Consider the following 17,573-nt stretch of genomic DNA (forward strand, 5'->3'; position numbering starts at 1 on the left):
TCTTCCCTATCGTCCGATCGGAGGCGCCATCCGTGGAGCTGATCCACCACCGTCCGCCCGTGGCGCGCAGCGGCGGTCCCGGCGTTGCCGACCCGGTCTTCCTGTCCCCGCCCGACGTGGGCGAGTTGGAGGAGTCCTACCTGCTGCGGGCCATCCGGGCCGGGCGCTTCGACCCGGACGGGCCGGAACTGGGCGCGTTCGAACGGGAGCTCGCCGCGCGGGTCGGCGTCGGCTACGCGCTGGGGCTCTCCTCCGGCACGGCCGCCCTGCACCTGGCACTGCTCGCCGTCGGCGCGGGACCGGAGACGGTGGTGGTCGTGCCCACGCTCACCTTCGCCGCCACCGCCAACGCGGTCACCTACACCGGCGCCGAACCGGTCTTCGTGGACTGTGACGCCGCCACCGGCAATCTCGACGTCGACCTGCTCGCCGACCTGCTCGGTCGTCTCGTCGACGCGGGCCGACGGGTCGCCGCCGTACTGACCGTGGACATCAACGGCCGGTGCGCCGACTACGACAGGTTGTTGCCGCTCTGCGCGGCCGTCGGTGTCCCGGTGGTGGAGGACGCGGCGCAGGCGCTCGGCTCGACCTACCGGGGGCGGTGTGCCGGCACGTTCGGCCGGGTCGGGATCTACTCGTTCAGCCACAACAAGGTGATGACCACCACGGGCGGCGGGATGCTGGTCTCCGACGACCCCGCGCTTGTCGCCCGAGCCCGACACCTGGCCACCCAGGCCCGCGAGCCGGTGTCGCACTACGAGCACCGCGACGTGGGCTACAACTACCGGCTCAGCACGTTGCTGGCCGCGCTCGGCCGCGCCCAGCTCACCCGACTGGACGCCATGGTCGCCCGACGGCGGGCGCTGCGCGACAGGTACGCCCGGCTCTTCAGCGGCGTGCCCGGCACTCGGATCCTCGGCGCCGGTGACCCCGGCTCGAACTGTTGGTTGACCTCCGTGGTCATCGAACCGGAGCGCACCGGCTGGCAGCCCGGCCAACTCGCCGAGCACCTGGCCGGCCACGGCGTGGAGTGCCGCCCGATGTGGAAACCGATGCACCGCCAACCGGTGTACGCCGACCGGCAGGTCGCCCAGACCGGTGCCGCCGACCGCCTGTTCGCCACCAGCCTGTCCCTGCCCAGCGGCTCCGCCCTCGCCGACGACCAGGTCGAGCGCGTGCTCGCCGCCACCACCGAGTTTCTGGACGGACACCGATGAACCGGCCCTACGACACCGTCAAACGGATGCTGGACGTGGTTCTGGCCGCCACCGGCCTGCTGCTCGCGACGCCGGTGCTCGCCGCGGTGGCGCTAGCCGTGCTGGTCACCATGGGTCGGCCCGTGCTGTTCCGGCAGGCCCGCCCGGGTCGGCACGGTCGACTGTTCCGCCTGGTCAAGTTCCGTTCGATGACCGTTGGCGGCGAGGACCAGGCACCCGCCAACGACGCCGTCCGACTCACCAGCTTCGGCCGCTGGCTGCGGACGACAAGTCTCGACGAGTTGCCCCAACTGTGGAACGTGCTGCGCGGCGAGATGAGCCTGGTCGGGCCGCGTCCCCTGCTGCCGGCGTACCTGAGCCGCTACAGCCCGGAGCAGCTCCGCCGGCACGAGGTGCGCCCCGGCATCACCGGTCTCCAGCAGGCGTACGGGCGCAACGCGCTGAGCTGGGACGAGCGTTTCGCTCTCGACGTGCAGTACGTGCGGCACCGCTCGCTCGTGCTGGACGTGCGGATCCTGCTGCGCACGGTACGAACAGTCCTGCTCCGGGAGGGGATCACCGCGGCCGGCGCGGCCACCGCCCACGAGTTCCTCGGCCCGGCCGAGCTGGCCACTGCCGGCGGTCGCGGACCGGCAGAGGGCCGCCGGTGAGCCTGGACATCGTCATCGTCGGCTGCGGCGGGCACGGCCGCGAGGTGCTCGGCATCGTCCGGGCCGTCAACGCCGCCGCCCGTGGTGGCCCGGTGTGGCGGGTGCGGGGCTTCGTCGACGACCAGCCCAGCGAGGTCAACCTGAAACGGGTGCAGCGGCTGGAGGTGCCCTACCTCGGTGGCAGTGCCCGCCTGGGCGAGCAGCCCGCCGGCACCCACCTGGCGCTGGGCATCGGGGATCCGGCCGCGCGACGGTCGGTGGATCAGCGGCTGACCGCGTACCGGCTGCCGGCGGCGGTGCTGGTGCACCCGGACGCCACCGTCGGCCCGGACACCGTGTACGGCGAAGGCCTGATCGTGTTTCCGGGCGCGCGGGTCACCACGAACGTCACGCTGGGCCGGCACGTGCACCTCAACCAGAACAGCGCGGTGGCGCACGACTGCGCGCTGGGCGACCACGTGTCGGTCAACCCGTTGGGGGCGGTCTCCGGCGACTGCCACCTGGGCGACGGGGTGCTGATCGGGGCCGGTGCCGTGGTGTTGCAGAGGCTGCGGGTCGGCGCGGGCGCCACGGTCGGCGCCGGGGCCTGCGTGGTCCGCGACGTACCCGCCGGCGCGGTGGTCAAGGGAGTCCCGGCCCGGTGAGCGTCGGTCCCCGCGCGAGCCGGCCGCTCGGCGTCCGCCAGCTCCGGATCGCGGTGCTGGTCAAGACCAGTACCGGCGGGATGTGGCTGCTGCCGCAGGTCGAGGAGTTGCGGCACCGGGGGCACGAGGTGACAGTCGTGCTGCCGCGCGGAGCCGGCCGACTCACCGACGAGTTGGAGCGCCGCGGGGTCGACGTGCTCAGCTCCCCGTACGACTTCACCATGGGCCGGTACGCGCCCATCGGGCTGTTGCTGCTGCGCGCGCTGCTGCGCCGGTTGCGCCCGGACGTGGTGCAGTACCACCTGATCGCCTCGGCGTACGCGGTGCGACTGGCCACGCTGGGCCTGCCGCTCCGCCGGGTGCACATGGTGGCCAACCCGGCGTACCTGGAATCCCGGTTGGTCCGCTCGGCGGAGTGGTTGCTGTGGCGGCTGGACGACGTGCTGATCTGCGGCTGCCGCTACGCCTCCGCCCGCTACGGCGAGTTGGGGTGTCCGCCGCAGCGTCGCCCGGTCGCCGTGTACGGGGTGGACACCGACGCGTTCAGCCCGGACGCCACCGGCCCGGACCAGCGGGCGAAGCTCCGCGCCGAGCTGGGCATCGACCAGGGCGTGTTCCTGGTGGTGATGGTCGCGCACGTCTACCCGCCGAGGTGGTTCATCCACTCGGGTCGGGGGGTCAAGGGGCACGACGTGCTGCTGGACGCCTGGCGGACGTTTCGTCGCCGGCACCCGGACGCGCACCTGCTGCTGGTCGGTGGCGGCTGGACGGCTGCCGGTGAGGACTACCGGCGGCAGCTCGAGGATCGCTTCGGCGTCGCCGGTGACCCCGGGATCACCTGGGTGGAGTCGGTCCCGGACGTGCGGCCCTGTTACGCCGCCGCGGATGTCAGCGTGTCCCCGTCCCTCGGCGACGGCCCCGGCGCGGCGGTACAGGCTGGCGCGATGGGTGTGCCGAGCATCGTCAGCGCGGCCGGTGGTCTGCCCGAGGCGGTGACCGAGCGGTCCGGTTGGGTCGTCCCGCCGGGTGATCCGACGGCTCTGGTGGCGGCGCTGGACTCGGCATACCAGGGGTGGGTCGCGGGCCGGCTCAGCCTGTGCGGCCGGTTGGCCCGCCGCCACGTCCTGACGTCCTTCGACGACCTGCGGGCGGCGGCCGAGGTGGCGGACATCGTCGAGGACGTGGCGGGCCGGCGGCGTTGAGCACGCCGCGGGGCGGCCGGTGGCCGGTCCCGCCGGACCACCGACCGCCCATGGTGGCGGCTCAGTGCCGGATGCCGGCCCAGTCGTGGTGCCGGCGCACGGTGGAGAGGATGAAGTCGACCACCCGCCGCGAGGTGTCCGGCACCTGGTAGTCGGCTGGGCAGGGCACGCCGTCCGCCGCGACCTGCGCCACCGTGACCTCGACCGCCTCGACCACCCCCTGCGGGTCGAGACCGGTCATGATGATCCCGCCCGCGTCGAGCGCCTCGGGGCGTTCGATGGACTCCCGCAGGGTCACCGCGGGGAAGCCGAGGATGGCGGCCTCCTCACTTATCGTCCCGCTGTCGGACAGGGTGCAGAACGCCTTCGTCTGCAGGTGCACGTAGTCGAGCAGACCGAACGGGTCGTGGAAGGCGATGCCGTCCAGCGCGGTGGCGTCCGGGGCGAGGGCCTCCAACCGCTTGCGGGTGCGCGGGTGGGTGGAGACCAGCACCGGGTAGCCCCAGCGGTCGCGGACCGCGACCAGGCAGTCCAGCAGCCGCCGCAGCCGGTCGGGCCGGTCCACGTTCTCCTCCCGGTGGGCGCTGACCAGGAAGTACCGGCCGTCGTCCAGCTCCAGTTGCCGGAGGATGGTCGAGCTGGCGATCGGTGCCCGGTAGTGCTCCAGCACCTCCCGCATCGGTGAGCCGGTGTGCAGGATCCGGCGCGGGTGCAGGCCCTCGGCGAGCAGGTTACGCCTGGCGTGTTCGGTGTAGACCAGGTTGAAGTCGGCGACGTGGTCGACGAGTCGCCGGTTCGTCTCCTCCGGCACGTTGAGGTCGAAGCAGCGGTTGCCGGCCTCCATGTGGTAGACCGGCACTCGCATCCGCCGGGCCATCAGCGCCGCGATGCAGCTGTTGGTGTCGCCGAGCACGAGCAGCGCGTCCGGTCGCAGCTCGGCGATCGCCGCCTCCATGCCGACCAGGACGCCGCCGAGCACCCGGCCCAACGAGGTGGTGTCGACGCGCAGGAACCGGTCCGGTTCGCGGAGTCGCAGCTCCTTGAAGAACACGTCGGAGAGGGTGGCGTCCCAGTTCTGCCCGGTGTGCACGAGCACGTGGTCGACGGTGTCGTCCAACCGGCTGAGCACCCGGGACAGTCGGATGATCTCGGGACGGGTGCCGACGACGGTCATCACCCTGGTCATGTGGTCTCCCTCCGCCTGTCACTCACCGGGCGCCCACCGGCACCAGGTGTTCGTCGCCGACCGGCTCCGGCCACGTGTCGGGCCGTTCCGGGTCGAACAGCTCGTTGGTCCAGAAGAGGGTGAGCAGCTCGTCCGGGCCGGTGTTGGTGATGTTGTGCGCCCACATGGTCGGCATGTCGACGACCACGGGCTGGTCGCCGCTGACCGGAAACCGGACGACGTCGGTGTCGCCGACGCGGCGCAGGCTGATCTCGGCGGTGCCGCGCAACACCACGAACCGCTCCACCTTGGCCAGGTGGAAGTGCTCACCCCGGGTGATCCCGGGCCGGGTGGTCGAGCAGAAGGTCTGTCCCGCTCCGCCGTGCGCCTTGACCGTCTCGACGAGGGCACCCCGGGCGTCGGCCCGGGTGGGCAGGGCCAACGGGTAGTGCGCCGGGAAGCAGTGCGACCGGTAGGTGTTGAACAGCCGCACGTCGTGCCGGTCGCGCAGCGGCGGGATCTCGCCGGTGCGGTAGACGCCGGCGTACGAGGTGAGCTGGTCGGCGAGGTCGCGGACGCCGATCCGCAGGGCCGGCAGCGCCGGGTCCCAGGAGCCGGCCGCCGCGACGCCGGCCAGTCGGGCGGCGGCGTCGGTGACGTGCACCAGGTCCAGCTGTCGGTCGGCGTGCACCTCCGGCCGGCCGCCCTCGGCGAGGACCCGGCAGAAGGTGGCGACGGCCGAGTTGTACCAGGGTCGGCCGTGCTCGCCGTACAGGTTGGGCAGCAGCACGTCGTCCAGGGGTACGCCGGTCTCGGCGAGGATGCCGGCGGCGGTGGCCTTGGCGTCGCCGTAGGGGGTGCCGTTGCCGGCCTGCACGGAGTTGGCGAAGACCACCCCGATGGGCGGGTCCGGGCAGGCGCGCAGGCCGTTGGCGAGCTGGGCGGCGAGCTGGACGTTGCCGGCCGCCACGTCGGCGGGCTCCCCCCGGTTGACCCCGGCCAGGTGCAGCACCCGGTCCACCCCGGCGATCTTGCGGGCGACCACCGCCGGGTCGGCCAGATCGGTACGGGTCAGCACGGTCGGCTCGGGCCAGCCGAGCGCGCGCAGCAGGACCCGCACGTGCCAGCCGAGGAAACCGCCGGCGCCGGTGACGGCGAGGCTCAGCACGCCAGCACCGGATCCCGCAGCGCCAGCTCCGCGCGGATCTCCGGCAGCGACTTGAGCAGCCGCACCACATCGGGTACGCCGAGCCGGGTGGCGTTCGCCGAGTTGAAGTCCGCGCCGGGCCGCTCGCCCAGCTCGCCCTCGGAGACGTACAGCGCGTAGTTGAGGTCGCGCGCGTCCAGCGGCACCCGGTAGAAGTCCCCGAAGTCGTCGGCCTGGGCCAACTCCTCCCGGCTCGCGAGGGTCTCGTGCGACTTCTCGCTGTGCCGTACGCCGATGATGTCCAGCTTGAACGGCACGTCGAACAACTGGCAGACGGCCTCGGCGAGGTCGCTGATCGTGCAGGCGGCGGCCTTGCGGATGAACACGTCGCCGGGGCGGGCGTGGTGGAAGGCGTGCTCGACCAGGTCGACGGAGTCGGCGAGCGACATCAGGAAGCGGGTCATGGCCGGGTCGGTGACGGTGGGCGCGCGGCCGGCCTTGATCTGCTCGATGAAGAGCGGGATGACCGAGCCACGCGAGTACATCACGTTGCCGTACCGGACGCAGGACACGGTGGTGGCGCTGTTCGGGTTGTTGCGGGCGTACGCCTGGGCGACCTTCTCCATCAGCGCCTTGCTCATGCCCATGGCGTTGACCGGGTAGACGGCCTTGTCGGTGCTGAGCACGACGACCGAGCTGACGCCGTTGTGCGCGGCGGCCTCGACCACGTTGCCGCTGCCGAGGATGTTGGTGCGCACCGCCTCCAGGGGGAAGAACTCGCAGGACGGCACCTGCTTGAGCGCCGCCGCGTGGAAGACGAAGTCGACGCCCCGCGTGGCCCGCAGCACCGTGTCGATGTCCCGGACGTCGCCGACGTGGTAGCGCATCCGCTCGTCGCCGATGGAACGCCGCATGGCGTCCTGCTTGGCCTCGTCCCGGCTGAGGATCCGCACCTCGGCGACATCGCGGTCGAGCAGTCGCCGCGCCATGGTCTGTCCAAAGGATCCGGTCCCACCGGTGATCAGCACCCGGCGGCCCGCGGTCATCACGCTCATTGACTCTCCCGTTCGTCACCCGACGGGCGGTTCTCACCCGTCGACCCGGCACGCACAGCCGCTGCGCGCTGTGGCACGGGCGCCGGTCTCCGGTGGTCAGGCGGAAGCCCCGCCGGATGCGGCACCCGGGTCAACGAGGGGCCTCAGCAGCAGATACGTGTATGGGCGGCAAACGGGCCAAACGAGCTATAGGGCACTCAGAAAACATGTCGGTGTATGCAGTGATTTGGCCACTTCGCACCGTCGCACCTGGTAGAAACGGTTCCGTGCCTCGCCGAGCCTGTCCAGACGGGCGCGGGGCGCACACGCTGGCCGACGCGCCGCCGCGACACCACCCGACCCACGCCCCGCGACACCACCACACCGCCGGTGCCCAACTGGTGCCCGCCCCCTTGGCCCCACCCGGACGGCGACCCGCGGCACAGCCCGGCCCCTCGCCGGCCGCGCCCACCGGCAGCCTGCCCGCCGTGCTGGTCCTGTGTGTCGCCGCCTACCTGGTGGCCCGGCCACCGTGGTGGTCGTTCAACTACGTGGCGATCCTCGCCGTGTTGGCCGTCGTGCTGAGCGGCCGGCTGCCCCGGCTGCGGCCGGTCGACACCGTCGCGCTGCTCACCGCCGGCTGGGCCGCCGCCAGCCTGCTCTGGACCAGCCACCCCGACATCACCGGACCCGCCGCCTACCGGTACGTCTCGGTCAGCCTGCTCTTCGTGGCCTGCCGACACGTCGTCCGGGGCCGCCGGGACCTGCTGCTGGTCGGTTGGACCTTCCTGCTCGGCTGCGCGGTGGTCGCCGTCGAGGTGGCGACCGGCGCCCGGTCCCAGGGGCAGGTGGTCCTCTTCGCCGAGCGCTACGGCATCGACGGTCGGGAGGTGAACGGCACGGCGTACACCCTGGCCGCCGGCGTGGTGCTGGCCCTGGTGCTCGCCGCGGCCGGCGCGCACCGGCCGGTCCTGCGTCTCGCGCCGCTGGCCCTGGCCGTGCTGCTCGGGTACGGCGTGCTGCTCACCGGCTCGCGTGGCGCGGCCATCGGCATCGTGGCCGGTCTCGTCGGCGCGCTGGCCACCCGCGTGGCGCCTCGACTGACCGGGGTCACCGTCGCCGGGCTCGCCGCCACGCTCATCGTCCTGGTGCCGTTCGGGCTGACGCCGAGGGCGGAGCTGCTCTGGCTCGACGGCCTGTACGGACGACCCACCGGCGACATCTCCGGACGCCTCTGGATCTGGCCCTACGCGTTGTCGACCTGGTCGGAGTCACCGCTGAACGGATCCGGCGCGGGAGTCTTTCTCAGCACCAACCCGTACGAGATCGGGCCACACAACCTGCTCCTCACCGTCGGCAACGACCTGGGGCTGGTCGGCGTGCTGCTCTACTTCGGCGCGATGACCGCGGCGCTCGTCGTCGCGGCCCGCACCGGCCGAGCCGGACTGCTGCTGGCCTGCGCGTTCACCGGCGTCATGCTGCCGATCTGGCTGACCGGCCAGTGGGAGACGTCCCTCGCCTTCTGGCTGGTGCTGGCGCTGGTCACCGTACTGCCGGGGATCTGGGGTCCGCCGGCGGCGCCCCGGCACTCCCGCGCCCGCCGCCACCGCCCGGCCCCGGCCGCGCTCGTCGGCAGCGGCGACGGCCGGACGGTCCAGGCTGGCCTCCACCGCTGACGGGCCGGTCGGCGCGTCAGTCGGCGTCCGCCAGCGCCCCGGCCCGCCCGGATCGGGGCACCGGTGGCCGGTCGACCGGACAGGTCGCCGCCTCCCGCAGCACCTCGGCGAAGCGGGCCGCCACCTGGTCGGTGCGGTGGTGCCGCACCGCGTACGCCAGCGCCCGCCCGCCGAGCCGGGCCCGTAACCCGGCGTCGGCGCAGAGCGGGGTGAGCGCCCCCACGAGTGCCGCCGGGTCGTCGGTTCCGACCACCGCGCCGGCGTCGGCCGCCGCCAGGTGCGCCATCGAGGCCAGTTCGGCCGGGCCGAATCCGACGACGGGACGGCCGGATGCCAGGTACTGCGGGATCTTGGTGGACAGCGAGTAGCGGGTGTAGCGACGGTGCTCGGCGGCGAACGACTCGACGTGCACCAACACGTCGGAGCGGCGCAGCACAGCGGCGACCTCGTCGCTGGCCAACGATCGGCCCAGGCGCACCGCGGACAGCCCGGTGAACGCGCCGGCGTACCGCGCGAGGTCGGTCGCCGGGGCGTGCACGGTCAGCCGGGCCGGTGTCCCCTGGTCCGCCAGGCGAACGACGGCCTCGCCGACGCGGCGCAGTGACCGCCACCGGTCCAGGTGCAACCCGCCCACGTAGACCAACTCGACAGGCGCCCCGACCGGGCGGTCCGGCGCGGGCCGGTCCGGGTCGGCGAAGTCCGCGGCGTCCACGCAGTTGCCGAAGGCGGCGAAGGGCAACCCGTAACGGCGTTCGAACTCCCGCGCCATCGCCACGCTGATCCCCATTCCGTACGAGGCGTGCCGCAGGACGTCCCGGAAGCCGGCACGGACCGCGAGCCGGGGCAGCCCCAGAACCTGACCGCCGGTGTAGAGCGTGGTGGGCCAGTCGTCCATGAAGTGCGGCACCAGGGGCACCCGGCACTCCTGCGCGGCGGCGACGGCGAGGCGCATCATCCGGATGCTGCCCAGCGTGGTGTAGATGACGTCCGGCCGCTGCTCCCGCAGCCACCGACGGACGTCGTCGGGAACACGGACCGGGCTGAGGTCGACGAAGGCACGGAGTTGGGTGCGCAGCCGGGCACGCACCGGGCCGGGCCCGGGATCGCGCGCCACGCCGGTCGGGCCGGCAGCGCCTGGCGCACCGGTCGCGCCGAGCAGCACGGACCGGACCGGTCGGCGGACGCGTTCCCACTGCCGGAACAGGTGGTACTCCACCGGAGCGTTGCGCGGCGCGAACCGGGCGAACGTGCCGACGGCGTCCGGACCCGGGGCGCGGTCCTCGGCGTAGAGCTGGGCGAGGCGGTCCCCCGGCCAGCCGGTGAACAGGTTCGACAGGGTGATGCCGGTGCCGGTGGAGCGATCGAACACGGCCGCGCTCACCACCAACACGCGGGGATAGTCGTCAGCGCGCATGGTCGGACACCAATCTCCGCTCGATGGTCGGGCCACGGTGCAGCCGCAGCGTCCGGCGATATCCGTACAGCGCCGCCGGCACGACGGTCAGCGCGTAGCCGACCGCGCCGACCCAGGGCACGGCGGCGACGGCGATGCGGTCGGCGGCGTACCACTTGCCGAGCACCGACAACACCAGGAACGCCGCCCAGCCGCACAACTGCGGGACGAGGACGCCGCCGGCGTTCTGCACCATGAACCGGGGCGAGAGCGCCGACTGGAGCAGCCACCAGACGCCCAGCCCGGCCAGCAGCCACCGGTCACCGCCCATCGGCACCGGCAGCCAGGCCGCGAACAGCCACTCACCGAAGGCGACGAGCACGGCGGCCGGCAGACCGGCGGCGAGCACGGACAACACGGTCATCCGTCGGGTGGTGCGGCGGACCCAGTCCACCTGGCCCTGGGCCAACGCCTCGCCGTTGGCCGGCCACAGTGGCACGTTGACCAGGACGACGAGCTGGCCGAGTTGGGACAGCAGCTTCGCGGGCACCACGTACCCGGCGACGGCGGACAGGCCGAGCGCGTGCGCGATGATCAGCGTGTCGGCGTTGGTGGCGAACGAGATGACCACGGTCAGCACGAAGAACAGCCCACTGAGCCGGGTCAGCTCCAGGGCGGCGTGCGCCTGCACGGCCCTCGGCGTGGGTCGGATCCGCGGCTCCTGCCGGCCGAAGAACCAGAGCGTGTTGAGCAGGTTGACCAGCAGCGGCGCGGCCACCGACAGGGCGACCACCAGGAGCGGCGACCAGCCGGCCCAGACCACGCCGAGCACCGCGCCGAGCGCGGCCAGACTGCCCGCGGTCTGCCAGACGTTGCTCCGACCGACCTGCTGGTAGGCGTACTGGACGCGGGCGATCAGGCTGAGTGGGATGTTGAGCGCGAACGCGGTGAGACAGATCAACGAGATCATCCGGGTCTGCTCCGGGCTGACCTGACCTGTCACGTTGAACAGCGCCGACCAGGGCACGGCACCGGCGAAGACCCAGAGCAGGCCGGTGAGGGCGAGCGCGAGCCCCGACAGGGTCAGGTACGCGCTGGAGATGTAGCGACGGGCCTGCGCGGTGTCGCCGTGGGCGTAGCAGGGGGCGAGCTTCGTCATCAGCCCGCTGCCCAGCCCCAGGTCGGCGAAGGCGGCCATGCCGGCCAGCGCGGCCACCGCCATCCACAGGCCGTACAGGTCGTTGCCGAAGTAGGGCAGCGTCACCGGCACCAGGACGATCGGCACGATGAGCCCCGCCGCCCGGCTGAGCAGCGCCGTCGCCACCCCGGAGACGAGCCGGCGACCACGGTCGGGAAGTCGACGGTGCGTGCCCGGTCGGCGGGCGCGCCGGGTCCGCTCGACGACCCCGGACGACATCGACGGCCCTACTGACTCGCGAGCACGTGACCCGCCATCCAGGACACCGTGCGCTCCAGGCCGGTGCGCAGCGGCACCGGCCGCACCCCGGGGAACAGCTCTCCCAGGCGGGTGCAGTCGGCCTGCGAGTCCCGTACGTCGCCCGGGCGCGGCGCCTCGTGCACGACCGGCAGCGGCCGGCCCATGATGTCCTCCAGCTCGGCGATCAGGTCGAGCAGGGAGACCCGCGCGCCGAAGGCCAGGTTCACCACGTCGGTGGTGGACACCCGACGGACGACGGCGTCGACGATCACCGAGGTGACACTGCCGACGAACGTGAAGTCGCGGGCCTGCCGACCGTCGCCGTGCACGCGCAGCGGCTCGCCGGCGAGCGCGGCGGTGACGAAGCGGGGCAGTACCGCGGCGTACGCGTGGTGCGCCGCCTGCCGGGGACCGTAGACGTTGAAGAAGCGGAACGGCAGCACACCCAGGTCGTAGCAGGCGGCGTAGGCGACCGCGTACGCCTCGGCGGCCAACTTGGAGACCGCGTACGGGGACACCGGGATCGGGCGCAGCTCCTCCTGGCGGGGCAGCACCGGGTTGGCGCCGTAGACCGACGAGGAGGACGCGAGGATCACCTGTGGGACGTGGTGCCGGCGAGCCGCCTCCAGCACCAGCAACGTCCCGGTGGCATTGGCGTGGTGGCTGGGCAGCGGCCGGTCGATCGAGCGCGGCACGGAGCCGAGAGCGGCCAGGTGCACCACGGTGGCCGCCCCGGCGAACGCCTCGTCCAGCAGGTCCGGGTCGAGCACGGAGCCCCGGTGCAGCCGGACGGGCTGGTCGTGCAGGTTGTCCAGCAGGCCGGTGGAGAGGTCGTCGACCACCACGACGTCGGTCACCTGGGGTGCCTCGTCGAGCGCCCGTACCAGGTTGGCGCCGATGAACCCGGCGCCGCCGGTCACGACTACCTTCAACGCGTCTCCCCGTTCGGCTCGGCCCCGGGCGGCGGGCGCTGGGGTGCCCGCTGGGTGGGGCCGTGGCAGCGCCGCTGGGGCCACTAGTGTGACAACGAGCGCTGTTGCCGCAAGTCACGCGAAGCGGACACCGACCCGCGTGTCCTTCATTCCCTTCCGTCAGTTGTCTGCCCAGGTGGACGAGTTGACGTCGACGGGAGTGCCGGGCACATGCGAATCGGACTGATCAGTCAGTGGTACCCGCCGGAGAGCGCCTTCGTGCCGGGTCAACTGGCCACGGAGTTGGCCCGACGCGGTCACGAGGTGCGGGTGCTGACCACCTTCCCGAGCCTGCCGCTCGGGCGGACCTACCCGGGTTGGCGGCAACGCTGGAACCACCGGGCCACCGATCGCGGGGTGACCGTCCGACGGGTGCCCGCGTACCCGAGTCACGACCGATCCGGTCTGCGCCGGGCGGCGAGCTATCTCTCCTTCGCCGCCACCAGCACCCTGGCGGCCCCGCGCCACCTGCACGGCGTCGACGCGCTCTACGTCTACCATCCGCCACCCACCGCGTACGCCGCCGCCGGTCTGCTGCGGTTGCTGCGTGGCGTCCCGGCGGTGCTGCACGTGCAGGACCTGTGGCCGGAGTCGGTGACCGCATCCGGGATGGCCCCGCCGGGGCTGGCCGGGCAGGCCATGGACCGGGTCCTGACCGCCATGATGCGCCGCATCTACCGCGCCTGCGCCGGCATCGCGGTGATCGCGCCCGCCATGGCGGAACAGGTGGTCGAGCGGGGTGTCGACCCCGGCGCGGTGCGCACCGTCTTCAACTGGACCGACGAGGCGCTGTTCCGGCCGGTGGCCGGCACCGATTCGGCCCGGGCGACGATCGGGCACCGGGGGCGGGTGACGGTGATGTTCGCCGGCAACCTGGGTGTGTTGCAGGGCGTCGACGTTGCCATCCGCGCGGCCGCGGCGGCGCCGGACGCGGTGGACCTGGTCTTCGTCGGCACCGGGCTGGGGGCGGAACAGGCCCGGCGACTCGCCGACGAGTTGGACGCGGACAACGTGCGGTTCGTCGGTCGCCGTCCGGCCGCCGAGATGGCCGAGCTGTACGCCGCCGCCGACTACCAGTTGGTCATGCTGCGCGACCTGCCCTGGTTGCGCGGGACGGTGCCCTCGAAGTTGCAGGCCGCGCTGGCCTGCGGCGCCCCGGTGCTGATGTCGGCCGACGGCGACGCCGCCGCGCTGGTCAGCGCGGGCGGGGCGGGTCTGGTCTGCCCGCCGGACGACTGGCGGGCGTTGGCCGACCAGTTCGCCGCCGCCGCCCGGGTGCCGGCCGAGCAGCGGATCGCGATGGGCCGGCGGGGTCGCCAGCTCTACCTGGACCGGATGTCGTTGCGGGTCGGCGTCGACCAGATCGAGGACCTGCTCAGCAAGGCGGCGGCGCGCGGCCGGGGCTGAGTGGCGCGCCCGTCGGGCAGCCCGGCCAGCCCGGCGAGGAAGTCGCGCACGCGGCGACCCTGTGCGACCGGGTTACGCGTCTCCCGCACGAAACGGGCCCCGCCGGCGCCCAGCGCCCGGGCCTCGTCCGCCGGCAGCGCCAACACCCGTGCGACGGCTGTCCGCAGCCCGTCGGCGGTGTCCGGCTCGGCGAAGGACAGCCACGGCGCGTACTCCCCGGGAATGCCGGGCAGTCGGGTGCTCACCACCGGCACCCCGGCGGCGAGATACTCGATGATCTTCGACGGGAAGGACCAGCGGACGAAGTCCTGGTCCACCGGACGCGGGTTCACCAGCACGGCCGCCCGGGCCAGCCGGGGCAGCAACTCCGGCCGGGGCAGCAACTCCGGAGGCACGATGCGCCGATCCACGGCGGCCTGGTCACGCAGCCAACCCGCCAGCTCGCCCCGGCCGTACACGCACAGCCGCAGGTCGTCCCCGGGCAGACCGCGGAACGCCTCGACCAGCCGGTCGACGCCGTAGGCACGGCTCAGGCCCCCCGCGTACACGATGTCCCTGGTCGCACCGGGCGGCAGCACCGCCCGCGCGCCCTCGCGCAGCTCAAGCGGATCGGCCGAACAGATGCCCTCCAGCACCAGCCGGGGCCGGCCGGGCGCGAAGTCCTCGGCGAGCGCGGCGGTCAGCGCGATCACCCCCGAGCAGCGGGCGAGGGCGGCCCGGACCAGCGCGACGTCGAGCCCGCGCAGCAGCCGGACCAGCCGACCGTCGCCGGGCAGCGCGACACCCGGCGGGTCGGTGAGCACCGGCACCACGTGGACGCCGCGGCGGCGCAGCACACCGAACCAGAGGAACGGCGAGTGCACGCCGTGCACCAGCAGGACGTCGGCGTCCCGCTCGCGCAGCGCCCGACCGCCGGTACGCCAGGCGGCCACGAACCGGGTGAGGTGCTTGAGGCCGAGCAGGTTGACGAACGCCAGCAGCTGCCCGTCCACGTCGTCCTGCCGGAACCGCCCCGCCCGGAAGCGGACCTGCCCGTTGCCCGGCCAGGTGGACACCGGCGCGGCGGAGAGCAGGTGCACCGGACAGTCGGCGGCCCGCAGGCTCCGCACCACGCTCCAGGCGAAGGTGTGCGTCTGGGTGGGCAGGTGGGTGTCCCGGGCGATGATCTCGGCGAGCAGGTCGTCCGGCACGGTGAAGCCCAGCAGGGTGACCCGGGGGCCGCGTCGCTGCGTCACCGTCCCTCCCCGAGGATCTGCTGATAGACCCGATCGAGGCGACCGAGCATGACGTCGAGGCCGTAGTCCTCGGCCACCACCTTGCGACCCAACTCCCCCACGTGGCGTCGCTCGGCGGCGTCGTCCAGCAGCGGGATCAGTGCCGCGGCCAGGGCATCCGGGTCACCGGCCGGCACCAGCCGGCCGCCGCCGGAGCGCAGCACCTCGACGTTGCCGCCCACCGCCGAGGCGACCACCGGCAGTCCGTACGCCATCGCTTCGAGCAGCGCGTTGGAGAGGTTCTCGTGCAGGGTCGGAAAGACGAAGAGGTCCGCCGCGGCGAGCAGGTCCGGTACGTCGAGACGATTGCCGAGCAGGCGCACCTCGACCTGGCCGGCGTCAGCCAGCGCCGCCGCGATGCCGTCGCGGTCCGGCCCGTCGCCGGCGACCAGCAGCACCCGGCGGGTGGCCGACGGCGGCAGCCGGCGTACCGCGTCGGCGAGGACGCCGTACCCCTTCTCCCAGGTCAGCCGGGACACCGCGATCATCGCGACGTCGTCGGGGCGCAGGCCCAGCTCGGCGCGGACCCGGTCCCGGACAGCGTGTGGACGGGTCGGCAGCGGCACCCCGTTGGGGATCACCCCGACGAACTTCGCGCCCAGGCCGGACAGGAAGTCCCGGCCGGCGGCGTACGCGCAGACGGTGCCGACGTGGCTGGCCAGCCGCAGCGTCAGGGGCTCAGCCCCGTGCACGAGCAGTCGTCGCCGCCAGGGGCGACCCGGCTGACGCAGGTCCCGTACGGTGCCGTGGACGGTGACCAGGACCCGTGGGCAGCCGGCGAGGCGGGCGGCGAGCACGCCGTGGAAGCCTTCGTTCTGCAGACCCCGCACGTGCACCAGATCCGGGCGGACCCGTCGCAGCAGGCGCACCCACTCCCGCAGCAGCGGCAGGTTCAGGCTGCCGTTGCCGGCGTGCTGGTGCATCCGGACGAACTCGTACCGGTCGGCCAGGGGCGAGGCGAGCACCCGCTGCACGGCGGTCAGCGGGCCGTTGGCCCCGGGGGCGCCAGCCGAGTGCTGTACCACCACCGGTCGGCTCACGACGGCACTCCGGCCGACGCGAGCCGGCGCCGGACGTCGCGCACGGCTGCACGCTGCATGTCTCCTCATTTCGACGGCCCGCCTAGACTAAGCAGTCATAATGGCACAAATCACTTTAATCTCCCGAGGGGGTGGAGCGTGGGCGAGCCCACCACCAGCACGGACCTGATCCCCGCCCTGCGGCCCACCGCTACGCCCGCGGTGCTGGCGCTGGCCGCGTACCGGTTTCCGCACGGCGACGCGATGTCCAACCGGCTCCTGCAACTCGTCCGGTCCGCCACCCCGCCGGGGGGCGTGGCCCTGGTGGTCAACGACTGGCCCGACGACGGGTCGCGCCCACCCTCCCCCGTGGACCTGCCACCCGACGTCCGCCTGATCACGCTGCCCCGCCGCCGCCGGGGTGGTGGGGCGCTCGGCCGCTGGTCACACCGGCGACTCCGCCCGCTGCGGGTGCTGGCCGCGCTGCGCCGCGCGGGTGTCCGCCCGGGCGACCTGGCCGGCGTGCACCTGCCGCTCGGACTGTGGGACCTGGCGACCTGGGCGGTGCTGCGGGTGGCGGTGCGGTGCCCGGTGACGGTGGACGTGCTGGAGCAGCACGACCGGGCCCAGTTCCCCCGCGGCTGGCGGACGCCGTACTTCCTCCGGCACCGCTGGGCGTCCTTCTGGGCCGGACGACTCGCCGACCAGGTCATCGTCATCTCCGAGCTGCTGGAGCGGCACTTCGTACGCCAGGGCCGGCCGACCCTTGTGGTGCCGCCCCAGGTGGACCGCGCCGACTACGCCGACCCCGCACCACCCGCACTCGGCGACGGGCTCCGACTGCTCTACGCCGGGTCGGCAGGTGCGAAGGACCAGTTGGCCGTGGTCCTGGAGGGCATCCGTCTCCTCCCGCCCGCCGACCGGGCCCGGGTGCACCTGGTGATCGCCGGGATCAGCCGGGAGCGGGCCGGCCAGCTCTCCGACCTGGACGAGGCCGGGCTGGCCGCCCTCGACGACCAGGTGAGTTTCCTGGGTCGGGTCTCCCGCGACCGGGTGCTCGCCGAGCTGCGCCGGGCGCACTTCTCCGTGCTGGTCCGCCCGCCGCTCGGATACGCGCAGGCGGGCTTCCCCTCCAAGGTGCCGGAGAGCCTCGCCGCCGGGTGCCCGGTGCTGCTCAACCTGACGAGTGATCTCCGGCGGTACCTCGTGGACGGCCGCGAGGGCATCATCCTCGACGGCGCGGCGGCGGAGGACGTCCGGCGCGGGATCGAGCGCGCGCTGCGCCTCGACGACCCGGCCTGGCGGGCGATGAGTCGCGCCGCCCGCGAGCGGTCCC

At 73.4% G+C, this 17,573-nt stretch carries 14 protein-coding genes and 1 pseudogene; 7 read left to right on the forward strand and 8 right to left on the reverse strand.

The window, feature by feature from the left end:
- The first annotated feature begins 59 nt into the window (after positions 1 to 59).
- Genes AB0A90_RS12470 through AB0A90_RS12485 form a run of 4 tightly spaced genes read left to right on the forward strand, consistent with a single transcriptional unit; the run spans position 60 to position 3,713 of the window.
- Positions 60 to 1,217 carry a DegT/DnrJ/EryC1/StrS family aminotransferase gene (locus tag AB0A90_RS12470; protein ID WP_357245673.1) on the forward strand — a complete coding sequence of 386 codons (1,158 nt, stop codon included), beginning with the start codon at positions 60 to 62 and terminating at the stop codon, positions 1,215 to 1,217.
- A gap of 26 nt (positions 1,218 to 1,243) precedes the next feature.
- Positions 1,244 to 1,867 (forward strand): sugar transferase, encoded by a 624-nt coding sequence (locus AB0A90_RS12475; RefSeq protein ID WP_357245677.1) that lies wholly within the window; start codon positions 1,244 to 1,246, stop codon positions 1,865 to 1,867.
- Positions 1,864 to 2,511, forward strand: coding sequence for a NeuD/PglB/VioB family sugar acetyltransferase (locus tag AB0A90_RS12480; RefSeq protein ID WP_357245679.1), 648 nt, complete (start codon positions 1,864 to 1,866; stop codon positions 2,509 to 2,511). Before AB0A90_RS12475 ends, AB0A90_RS12480 begins: the two co-directional genes overlap by 4 nt.
- Positions 2,508 to 3,713 (forward strand): glycosyltransferase family 4 protein, encoded by a 1,206-nt coding sequence (locus tag AB0A90_RS12485; RefSeq protein WP_357245682.1) that lies wholly within the window; start codon positions 2,508 to 2,510, stop codon positions 3,711 to 3,713. Before AB0A90_RS12480 ends, AB0A90_RS12485 begins: the two co-directional genes overlap by 4 nt.
- A gap of 61 nt (positions 3,714 to 3,774) precedes the next feature.
- On the opposite strand, the gene wecB is transcribed toward AB0A90_RS12485, so the two are convergent.
- Genes wecB through AB0A90_RS12500 form a run of 3 tightly spaced genes read right to left on the reverse strand, consistent with a single transcriptional unit; the run spans position 3,775 to position 7,080 of the window.
- Complete coding sequence (gene wecB / locus AB0A90_RS12490; RefSeq protein WP_357245685.1) at positions 3,775 to 4,899, reverse strand: UDP-N-acetylglucosamine 2-epimerase (non-hydrolyzing); 1,125 nt, start codon at positions 4,897 to 4,899, stop codon at positions 3,775 to 3,777.
- A 22-nt stretch (positions 4,900 to 4,921) separates the two neighbouring features.
- A complete protein-coding gene (locus tag AB0A90_RS12495) occupies positions 4,922 to 6,046 on the reverse strand; it encodes an NAD-dependent epimerase/dehydratase family protein (protein ID WP_357245688.1) in 1,125 nt (374 codons plus the stop codon).
- Complete coding sequence (locus tag AB0A90_RS12500; RefSeq protein WP_357245691.1) at positions 6,040 to 7,080, reverse strand: polysaccharide biosynthesis protein; 1,041 nt, start codon at positions 7,078 to 7,080, stop codon at positions 6,040 to 6,042. The genes AB0A90_RS12495 and AB0A90_RS12500 overlap by 7 nt, the downstream gene beginning before the upstream one ends.
- Positions 7,081 to 7,460: 380 nt before the next feature.
- On the opposite strand from AB0A90_RS12500, the gene AB0A90_RS12505 reads away from it, so the two are divergent.
- On the forward strand, positions 7,461 to 8,735 hold the full coding sequence (locus tag AB0A90_RS12505; RefSeq protein WP_357245694.1) for an O-antigen ligase family protein: 1,275 nt from the start codon (positions 7,461 to 7,463) through the stop codon (positions 8,733 to 8,735).
- A 16-nt stretch (positions 8,736 to 8,751) separates the two neighbouring features.
- Here the strand turns inward: AB0A90_RS12505 and AB0A90_RS12510 are convergent, their stop codons facing one another.
- Genes AB0A90_RS12510 through AB0A90_RS12520 form a run of 3 tightly spaced genes read right to left on the reverse strand, consistent with a single transcriptional unit; the run spans position 8,752 to position 12,498 of the window.
- Positions 8,752 to 10,149: a glycosyltransferase gene (locus tag AB0A90_RS12510; RefSeq protein ID WP_357245697.1), complete on the reverse strand. Its 1,398-nt coding sequence runs from the start codon at positions 10,147 to 10,149 to the stop codon at positions 8,752 to 8,754.
- Positions 10,139 to 11,545, reverse strand: coding sequence for a lipopolysaccharide biosynthesis protein (locus tag AB0A90_RS12515; RefSeq protein WP_357245700.1), 1,407 nt, complete (start codon positions 11,543 to 11,545; stop codon positions 10,139 to 10,141). Before AB0A90_RS12515 ends, AB0A90_RS12510 begins: the two co-directional genes overlap by 11 nt.
- Before the next feature lie 8 nt (positions 11,546 to 11,553).
- Entirely contained in the window at positions 11,554 to 12,498 is a 945-nt protein-coding gene (locus AB0A90_RS12520) for an NAD-dependent epimerase/dehydratase family protein (protein ID WP_357245702.1), read from the reverse strand.
- 210 nt (positions 12,499 to 12,708) lie between these two features.
- On the opposite strand from AB0A90_RS12520, the gene AB0A90_RS12525 reads away from it, so the two are divergent.
- Positions 12,709 to 13,944 carry a glycosyltransferase family 4 protein gene (locus tag AB0A90_RS12525; RefSeq protein WP_357245705.1) on the forward strand — a complete coding sequence of 412 codons (1,236 nt, stop codon included), beginning with the start codon at positions 12,709 to 12,711 and terminating at the stop codon, positions 13,942 to 13,944.
- Here AB0A90_RS12525 and AB0A90_RS12530 read toward each other — a convergent pair.
- The gene (locus AB0A90_RS12530; RefSeq protein ID WP_357245708.1) at positions 13,860 to 15,179 is read right to left on the reverse strand and encodes a glycosyltransferase; all 1,320 of its coding nucleotides are present in this window, start codon (positions 15,177 to 15,179) and stop codon (positions 13,860 to 13,862) included. The genes AB0A90_RS12525 and AB0A90_RS12530 overlap by 85 nt on opposite strands.
- Positions 15,176 to 16,258, reverse strand: coding sequence for a glycosyltransferase (locus AB0A90_RS12535; protein ID WP_357245710.1), 1,083 nt, complete (start codon positions 16,256 to 16,258; stop codon positions 15,176 to 15,178). Before AB0A90_RS12535 ends, AB0A90_RS12530 begins: the two co-directional genes overlap by 4 nt.
- Before the next feature lie 243 nt (positions 16,259 to 16,501).
- Here AB0A90_RS12535 and AB0A90_RS12540 point away from each other — a divergent pair.
- A pseudogene (locus AB0A90_RS12540) lies at positions 16,502 to 17,563 on the forward strand (glycosyltransferase); the annotation flags it as partial.
- Positions 17,564 to 17,573 lie beyond the last annotated feature (10 nt).

Source organism: Micromonospora sp. NPDC049204, from assembly GCF_040647935.1.
In the GTDB taxonomy this organism is placed as follows: Bacteria; Actinomycetota; Actinomycetes; order Mycobacteriales; family Micromonosporaceae; genus Micromonospora.

Bases quoted from the DNA above. Each gene is read 5' to 3' on its own strand.
- AB0A90_RS12475 (WP_357245677.1), top strand. From the start codon at position 1,244: ATGCTGGACGTGGTTCTGGCCGCCACCGGCCTGCTGCTCGCGACGCCG.
- wecB (WP_357245685.1), bottom strand. From the start codon at position 4,899: ATGACCAGGGTGATGACCGTCGTCGGCACCCGTCCCGAGATCATCCGA.
- AB0A90_RS12500 (WP_357245691.1), bottom strand. From the start codon at position 7,080: ATGAGCGTGATGACCGCGGGCCGCCGGGTGCTGATCACCGGTGGGACC.
- AB0A90_RS12510 (WP_357245697.1), bottom strand. From the start codon at position 10,149: ATGCGCGCTGACGACTATCCCCGCGTGTTGGTGGTGAGCGCGGCCGTG.
- AB0A90_RS12515 (WP_357245700.1), bottom strand. From the start codon at position 11,545: ATGTCGTCCGGGGTCGTCGAGCGGACCCGGCGCGCCCGCCGACCGGGC.
- AB0A90_RS12525 (WP_357245705.1), top strand. From the start codon at position 12,709: ATGCGAATCGGACTGATCAGTCAGTGGTACCCGCCGGAGAGCGCCTTC.